A 7,777-nucleotide genomic window follows, 5' to 3' on the forward strand; every position below is an offset into this window, starting at 1 on the left:
CAGCGGGGTGGGGCCGAAGTCCCGGGGCGGGGCGTCGAAAAGCTGCTGCAGCGCGGGTGAGATCACGGTGTTGGTCCTTCCGGGTGCGGCTCGGTCACCCTCACGGATCAAAAAACGTTTTACGTCGGCTCTGTTGTCCGTCACCTGCGATGTTGGCACCGGATCCGAGGCTCGGGAAGGAGGCGGGCCCCGCTTGGCGCAGATTGCTTCGGATACACGCAAGAGGGGTTGTTGGAACGTTTTTTGAACCCTATATTCACTGCGACCCCGGCCCAGAGCCGCGAGGAGCCGCATCATGATCCGATTCTCGTCTGCACCGGAACACGCGGAACAACCGCCCATCCCGAAGCACCTGTGGAAGGTCGCGGCCCTCTCGGGCATGGCCTCCTATCTCGACGCCGCGCTCATCGTCAGCATCGCCGTCAACCTGGCGATCTACCGCGACCACTACGACATGGGCGTGTGGATGGCCGGGGCGATCAGCGCGATCGTCACCGGCTGCATCGCCGTCGGCTCCCTCGTCGGCGGCCGGCTCGCCGACATGTTCGGGCGCCGCCGCGTCTACAACCTGGACATCCTCTGCTACGCGATCGGCGCGATCGTCATCACCCTCGCCCCGAACGACATCGTCCTCTTCGTCGGCGTGCTCGTCGCGGGGCTGGCCGCCGGCGCCGACCTGCCGACCTCCCTGGCCGTCGTCTCGGACGCCGCACCCCCGGACGGCCGGGCGCGTCTCGTGTCGTTCACGCAGGTCATGTGGGTGGCGGGCATCGTCGTCGTCATCTTCCTCGGCTACGTCCTGTCGGACACCGGCATGACCGGGGCGCGGTTCATCACCGGCCACTTGGTCGTCGCCGCGCTGGTCACCTTCCTGCTCCGCGCCCGGCTGGAACTGGCCGAGCCGTCCGAGGCGGCACAGCAGGAGGAAGCGGCCGCACTGGCCGCCCCGCGCGGCATCGAGCTCAAGAACGTGTGGAACCGCGCCGCGCTGCTGCCGATGGCCGCGACCTTCGTCTACTACGTCACCTGGGGCATCGGCGCCAACACCTTCGGCCAGTTCGGCACCTACCTCCTGGTCACGGTCAGCGGCGCCTCGCAGAGCCTGGCCACCGGCATCAACCTGGCCTTCCTGCCGATCGCGCTGGTCCTGACGTTCGTCTTCGTACGGGTCGCCGACACTCCCTGGCGCGACCGGCTGTTCTACGTCTTCACCGTCGTGCAGGTCGTGGCCTTCTGCATCGCCTCCCTCACCGCCGGCGCCCTGGTCGGCATGCTCGTCTTCTTCGTGCTGTACCAGATCTCCAACCCCTTTGCCGGGGAGGCCAGTTACAAGGTCTGGTCACAGCTCACGCTGCCGCCGGACACCCGCGGCACCACCCAGGGCCTCACCTACGCCCTGTCCCGCGGGGTCTTCGCGGGCGTCGCGTTCGTCACGCCCGCGCTGATGGACTACAGCGCGTCGCTCCTGCTGTGGCTGATCACGCTCTGCATGGCGGCGTCCGGGGTCGCGGGCGTGTACGTCATCCATGTCCTCATCCGGCGCTCCCCCAACGCGGCCGTCGCCCCGGCGCCGGGGCTGGGCGTGGCCCGGACCTGACTGCGCACCGGACACCGGAAGGAAAAGCACACACCGCGCACCCGAAGGAACACCGCCCATGGCAACGACCGAACCCGCGACCGTGACCACCGTACCCACGACCATGACCGCGGAACGCGCCGCCGCCCTGCGCGAGTTGCTCCCCCCGGCGCCCCGCCGCCGCACCCGGATCGGACTCGTGGCCGGCGGCCTCGGCGCCTACTGGCCCCAATTCCCGGATCTGCTCCCGCAGTTGAAGGGGTCGTCCGCGTACGTCGCCGAGCGCTTCCAGCGGATGGACGCGGAGGTGACCGACGTCGGCTTCATCTCCGACGCCCAGGAGGGAGCGGCCGCGGCGGAGCAACTGCGGCGCGCGGACTGCGACTTGATCGTGCTGTTCCTGACGACGTATCTGACCTCGTCGATGGTGCTGCCGATCGCCCAGCGTTCGCACACCCCCGTCCTGGTCATCGACCTCCAGCCGTCCGAACGGATGGACCATGCCTCCTTCGACACGGGCGCCTGGCTCGCGTACTGCGGGCAGTGCCCGGTGCCCGAGGTCGGGAACGTCTTCCGGCGGGCCGGGATCCCCTTCCGGTCGGTGTCGGGCTGGCTGCGCCAGGAGTCGGCGTGGCGGCGCATCGAGCAGTGGATCCGGGCCGCCCACGTGCGGGCCGCGCTCCGCCACGCCCGGCACGGGCTGATGGGGCATCTGTATCCCGGCATGCTCGACGTGTCGACCGATCTGACGCTGCTCCCGGCGACATTCGGCTCGCACGTCGAGGTGCTGGAGTTCGACGACCTACGGCATCGGGTGGAGAAGGTGAGCGAGGCCGAGACCCGTGAACGTACGGCTCTCGCCCGGCGGATCTTCGCCGTGGACGACAGCGTGGTCGACGAGGACTTCGCGTGGGGGGCGACCGTGTCCGTCGCCCTCGACCGGCTCGTCGAGGACTTCGGCCTCGACACCCTCGCGTACTACCACCGGGGCCTCGACGGCGAACTGCACGAACGCCTCGGCGCCGGCATGATCCTGGGCGCCTCCCTGCTCACCGCCCGGGGCGTACCGGCCGCCGGGGAGTACGAACTCCGCACCAGCCTCGCCCAGTTGGCGACGCAGAGCATCGGTGCCGGGGGTTCCTTCACCGAGATCCAGGCCCTCGACTTCGAGGCCGGCGTGGTCGAGATGGGCCACGACGGGCCCGCCCACCTCGCCGTCAGCGCCCGCGACCCGCTCCTGCGCGGCCTGGGCGTCTACCACGGCAAGCGCGGCTGGGGCGTCAGCGTGGAGTTCGACGTCCAGCACGGTCCTGTCACGCTCCTGGGCCTGGGCCAGGACGCCGACGGCACCCTCTCCTTCGTCACCTCCGAAGGCTCCGTCGTCCCCGGACCGCACCTCGCGATCGGCAACACCACCAGCCGTGTCGACTTCGGCCGCGACCCCGGCGAGTGGGTCGACGCGTGGAGCGCGACGGGCGTAGGACACCACTGGTCCCTCGCGCTGGGCCACCACACGGCGGACTTCCGGGCGGCGGCAAGCCTGTTGGGGATCGAGCACCGGGAGGCGTGAGTGCGGACTCTCCGCCCGCTTGGAGAACACCCCTGTCAGTAGGGCAACTTGATCCGGTGTCTCTCCAACGCCACGGAGTAGCGGCTCAGCAGCGCGTCGAAGCCCGCCAGCAGCAGCCCCGCCGCTTCCCCCGCCTCGGCCAGGTCGCCCCGTTCGCAGGCCTCCACCACCTCGGCCACATCGCCGCGGAGGATGTGCAGCGAGTCGCCCTGGATGAGCACGCCGGGCAACCGGCGGCCGGGGAGACGGACCACGGCGTCGTTCCCGCCGTCAGTGAACAGCTCTGCGTCTATGCGCTCCATGGAGCCATCCAACCCGACATCACCGGCCGGCACCAACGACTTGGCGCGCGGCGGGACTTGGGCACCGCAGAGCGACACCCGTGAAAGACCTCCATCGAATTCTGCTCGACTCCCGCCACCCCCTGAGAGATCCTCGTCGCCGACCGCACCGAGGAGACACCCCTTGCTCACCGAGTACCAGCAGCAGTTGCGCGACCGCCGCCTCGCAGCCCCCGTCATGCCCGCGCCCGAGCCCTGGCGGCCCGTGCTCGACAACACGACCCCCGTCGGGGGCCTGCTCGGCATCGGTTTCGCCACCCATCCCGGCACCGGGCACGATCTCGTGATGGTGGTCTCGACCGACGGTCACGGCATGTTCGACGCGTTCACCGGTGAGGAGATCGCCCGCGACCGGGACCCCGATCCCGGGACTTGCACGCCCGACTGCCACCCGGATCTCGTCTGCCCCGGCCTCGGTCCGATCGCGGGCGTCCCGGTGCGCATCGCCGGTCTCTTCGGCGGCGGTCTGCACAGCGGTGCTCCCGGCGGCTGGACCGTGGACGTGGTCAGCCCCGAGTGGCCGCACGACCGGGTCGTCCTCTCGACGGGCCACGGCATCCACAAGGGGCAGGCCGGAGAGAGCTGGTGGCACGTCTTCGACGCCACCTACTCGGAACTGCGCGCCGCGGGCTTCTCGCCCTCCGGTCAGACCCTCGCGGTCGCCACGAGCAGCGACCTCAGCCTGTGGACCCGCCGCGACCCGCACTGACGTAGGACCGCCTCCCCGGCTCCCGGTCGCGGCCGTTCACCCAGAAGAACAGGACCACCGAGGACACCGCGGCGACCGCGCACCACGTCGAGACGAACTCCAGCTCCCACAGCGTCCAGCAGACCATCGCGCCGGCCGTGACCAGGATCCCCAGCACCACCAGCCCGCGCACACCGGACAGGAGCAGCGAGCCGATCGTCGCCACGAGGTAGCCGGCGATGACCAGTTGAGGATGCGAGAGATGGACGACGTAGCCGAGGGTGTGGCCGCGGATCTCGGCCGTCACGGGGTGGACGGCGAGGGCGTGGGCGAGGGCCGCCGCGGTCGCCGCGCCGACCGCGACCAGCACGCCGATCCGGGGCCGGGCCCGCCGTGGCGCGGCGCACCACACGCCTACCGGGACCCACACCGCCAGCAGGGGCATGGCGATGACGGCCCAGGCGAGGGTGGCCGGTCCCGAGCCCCCGTCCGCGGCCCACACCGCCGACTCCACGATCTGATGGGCGCCGAGCAGCAACGGCAGTGCCGCCATCGGGAGATCCGTCCGCCTGCGCGCCCGGACCACACAGGCCACTCCCACGGCGGTGACCGCCGCGCCCGCCACGAGGTCGGCCTTCGCACTCCAGCACATGGCGCCTCCACGGGATCCGTTCGCGTACGCCTCGGTCACCGGCCACGCTACGTCTCCGCCCCACCGCGTCCGGGGTGACACGACGGCCGCGGCGCGCGGTCATGGCATACCCGGGAGTACGACTCCGACGCCCGGTCCGGACAACACACCGCTGCCCGGGCCCAGTTGACGGACGTGCCACGAAACCACCCCCGGCCTGCGCGGGAACGTCCCCCCATGATTGGCTGACCCCGCCCACCGCACACCGTGCGCACGCACAGGAGGACACCGCAACCATGAGCAACGCCTACACGTTCGAGTACAAGGTCGTCAGCTTCCGGGAGTCGCTGATCGGCGACGCGCTGGACGGCGACAAGCTGGAGAAGGTCCTCAACAAGCACGCCGAGGACGGCTGGGGCCTCAAGGCCATCACCGCCGCCGACGTCAAGGGCCGCATAGGTCCCGGCGCGGTCGAGGGCCTGCTCCTCACCTTCGAGCGGCCTCGCGCGTAACTACCGATGCCGTACGCGGGACGGGGGACGGGATTCAGCGCCGACGCGTGTTCGGCGTACCGGGGCCCGGGATCTCTCCCGACCCGCGCGGGATCAGCTCGGTCGGCATGACGACCCTGCGCGGCGGTGACGTGTCCCCGTGGATGCGGGCGAACAGCAGATGCGCGGCGCTCGTCGCGAGGGCGACCGGGTCCTGCGCGATGACCGTCACCGGCGGCGTCAACTGCGCGGCCAGCGCGAAGTCGTCGAAGGCGATGAACGCGACACCGGCGGGCAGCACGGCCCGTACGCCGAACGCCAGGATCTCGTTGCCCGCGAGGACGGCCGTGGGCGGCTCCGGTGCGGAGAGGATCGCGGTGACGGCCCGGGCGGCGTCCGCGCCGGATCTCAGGCCGTGCCGTACGAGCGCCGGATCGGCGTCGATGCCCGCGGCGTTCAGGGCCGCCAGATAGCCGCGGTGCCGTTCGCCGAAGGTCCAGATCTCCGGCTTGTCGCCGAGGTAGCAGATGCGGCGGTGGCCGTGCGCGATCAGATGGCGTACGGCCTGCCGTACCGCGCCGAAGTTGTCCACCACCACGGTGTCCACGTCCAGTCCGGGCGCCACCCGGTCCACACACACGATCTTCGTGCCCCGCGCCTGCGCCGAGCGCAGCACGCGGTGGTCGCCCGCGACCGGGGTGAGGATCAGCCCGTCGACGCGGCGGGCGGTGAAGGCCGCGATGACTTCGCGTTCGCGCCGGAGGTCGGCACGGCTGGAGCCGATGAGGACCATGTTGCCGCGCCGGTGGGCGACGTCCTCGGTGGCCGAGGCGACGGCGGCCATGAAGGGGTCGGCAACGTTGTCCACCATCAGTCCGATGGTCTGGCTCAGTCGGTCCGTACGGCGTAACTGCCGTGCCACGTCGTCGCGTTGATAGCCCAGCTTGCGGACGGCGGCCTCCACACGGGCGGCGGTGGGGGGTGCCACGCCCGCCTCGCCGTTGACCACCCGGGACACCGTCATCACGCTCACGCCCGCTTCCGCGGCCACGTCCTTCATCCTGGGACGACGGGGACGACTGGTCACGCCGCGTCCTCCCGAGGTCATCCAGCGCGACCGGACCAGAGCCTGTCCGACGGGCCGACGGTGTCCGCCCAAATCCCCGTTCGTTCACGACCCTTGACGCCCACCCACGGGCCTCCCAGAATCGACGAGCTGTTAACGATACCAACCAGAAGGCACAACATGGCCTCTGCAAGAGAACCCCTTCTCGCGGCACACGGTGTGGTCAAGCGTTTCGGCCATGTCCAGGCGCTCTCGGGCGCCGACTTCACGGCGTACGCCGGCGAGGTCGTCGCACTGATCGGTGACAACGGCGCCGGCAAGTCGACGTTGGTGAACGTACTTTCCGGCGTGCTCACCCCGGACGAGGGCGAGGTGCGCCTGGACGGGGTGCCGGTCCGGTTCGCGGGGCCGATGGACGCGCAACGGCACGGTGTCGAGACCGTCTACCAGGATCTCTCGCTGGCGCCGGATCTTGACGCGGCGTCAAATCTCTATCTCGGCAGGGAACTTGTGCGCGGAGGCCTGCTCGGCCGGCTGGGCGTGCTCGACCGGCCCACCATGCGCCGGGAGGCGATCGCGGCGTTCGGTGAACTGGGCGTGGAGCTGAAAGATGTGACGGCTCCTGTGACAACGTTGTCAGGAGGGCAGCGGCAGTCCGTGGCCGTGGCGCGCGCGGTGGCCTTCGCCAACAAGGTCATCTTCATGGACGAGCCGACCGCCGCCCTGGGCGTCGTCCAGCGCGCCCGGGTCCTGGAGACCGTGCGCAGGGTCGCCGACCGGGGCATCTGTGTCGTCCTCATCAGCCACAACATGCCCGAGGTCCTGTCGGTCGCCGACCGGATCGAAGTGCTGCGGCTGGGGCGCCGGGTCGCCTCGTTCACCGCGGCCGACGCCACGATCGAGAAACTCGTCGGCGCCATGACCGGATCGCTGGACGAGCCCGCCCCGAACGGGAACCACGACCCGGCCGGCGCGACGGAAGCGGAGGACGGGCGATGAGCGCCAACAGCCAGGACATCAAGCCGGCCGCCCCGGCACAGGAGCCGCCCCCGGCCGACAGCGGACGTCTCGCGATACCTCCGTGGCTCCGACAGGCCGCCGGTATCAGCGAGTTGTGGACGTTCGTGATCCTCGTCGCGCTGGTCGCGTTCTTCACCATCGCGGCGCCGGGCAAGTTCTTCACCACATACGACATCACGCAGATCGCCGTGAACGCGGCCATCTACCTGGTGCTCGGCGTCGGCATGACGTTCGTGATCATCACCGCGGGCATCGACCTGTCGATCGGCTCGGTGCTGGTGCTCGCGGCGGTGGCAGCCGGTGAGTACAACATCCACCACGGCGGCCCCACCGCCGGCTGGTTCACGGTCGCGGTCTGTGTCGTCATCGCCCTTGCCGTGGGGGCGGGTTGGGG

Annotated in this window: 8 protein-coding genes and 1 pseudogene; 6 read left to right on the forward strand and 3 right to left on the reverse strand. The window is 70.5% G+C overall.

Translation table 11 applies throughout. The features are described 5' to 3' along the window. The first annotated feature begins 295 nt into the window (after positions 1–295). Both AC31A1_RS42105 and AC31A1_RS42110 read left to right on the forward strand, forming a co-directional pair. A complete protein-coding gene (locus AC31A1_RS42105) occupies positions 296–1,597 on the forward strand; it encodes an MFS transporter (protein ID WP_489658363.1) in 1,302 nt (433 codons plus the stop codon). 58 nt (positions 1,598–1,655) lie between these two features. Further along, entirely contained in the window at positions 1,656–3,146 is a 1,491-nt protein-coding gene (locus tag AC31A1_RS42110) for an arabinose isomerase (protein ID WP_489658364.1), read from the forward strand. Between the two features lie 35 nt (positions 3,147–3,181). Here the strand turns inward: AC31A1_RS42110 and AC31A1_RS42115 are convergent, their stop codons facing one another. Continuing rightward, complete coding sequence (locus AC31A1_RS42115; protein WP_489658365.1) at positions 3,182–3,448, reverse strand: DUF6959 family protein; 267 nt, start codon at positions 3,446–3,448, stop codon at positions 3,182–3,184. A 163-nt stretch (positions 3,449–3,611) separates the two neighbouring features. Here AC31A1_RS42115 and AC31A1_RS42120 point away from each other — a divergent pair, with 163 nt between their 5' ends. Continuing rightward, positions 3,612–4,196, forward strand: a complete 585-nt coding sequence (locus AC31A1_RS42120) for a hypothetical protein (protein ID WP_489658366.1) — start codon at positions 3,612–3,614, stop codon at positions 4,194–4,196. Here the strand turns inward: AC31A1_RS42120 and AC31A1_RS42125 are convergent. Further along, entirely contained in the window at positions 4,165–4,827 is a 663-nt protein-coding gene (locus AC31A1_RS42125) for a DUF6629 family protein (protein WP_489658367.1), read from the reverse strand. The two genes, AC31A1_RS42120 and AC31A1_RS42125, sit on opposite strands and share 32 nt — an antisense overlap. 275 nt (positions 4,828–5,102) lie before the next feature. Here AC31A1_RS42125 and AC31A1_RS42130 point away from each other — a divergent pair, with 275 nt between their 5' ends. Continuing rightward, positions 5,103–5,318: a DUF4177 domain-containing protein gene (locus AC31A1_RS42130; protein ID WP_329264014.1), complete on the forward strand. Its 216-nt coding sequence runs from the start codon at positions 5,103–5,105 to the stop codon at positions 5,316–5,318. Positions 5,319–5,352: 34 nt separating this feature from the next. On the opposite strand, the gene AC31A1_RS42135 is transcribed toward AC31A1_RS42130, so the two are convergent. Then, positions 5,353–6,384 (reverse strand): LacI family DNA-binding transcriptional regulator, encoded by a 1,032-nt coding sequence (locus tag AC31A1_RS42135; protein WP_489658368.1) that lies wholly within the window; start codon positions 6,382–6,384, stop codon positions 5,353–5,355. Positions 6,385–6,543: 159 nt separating this feature from the next. Here AC31A1_RS42135 and AC31A1_RS42140 point away from each other — a divergent pair, with 159 nt between their 5' ends. Together AC31A1_RS42140 and AC31A1_RS42145 are read left to right on the forward strand one after the other, a co-directional pair. Then, positions 6,544–7,362 (forward strand): ATP-binding cassette domain-containing protein, encoded by an 819-nt coding sequence (locus tag AC31A1_RS42140; RefSeq protein ID WP_489658369.1) that lies wholly within the window; start codon positions 6,544–6,546, stop codon positions 7,360–7,362. Then, positions 7,359–7,777: pseudogene (locus tag AC31A1_RS42145) on the forward strand (ABC transporter permease); the annotation flags it as partial. The gene AC31A1_RS42140 and the pseudogene AC31A1_RS42145, both read left to right, overlap by 4 nt.

The sequence above is a fragment of the Streptomyces sp. P5F9 genome (assembly GCF_057961495.1).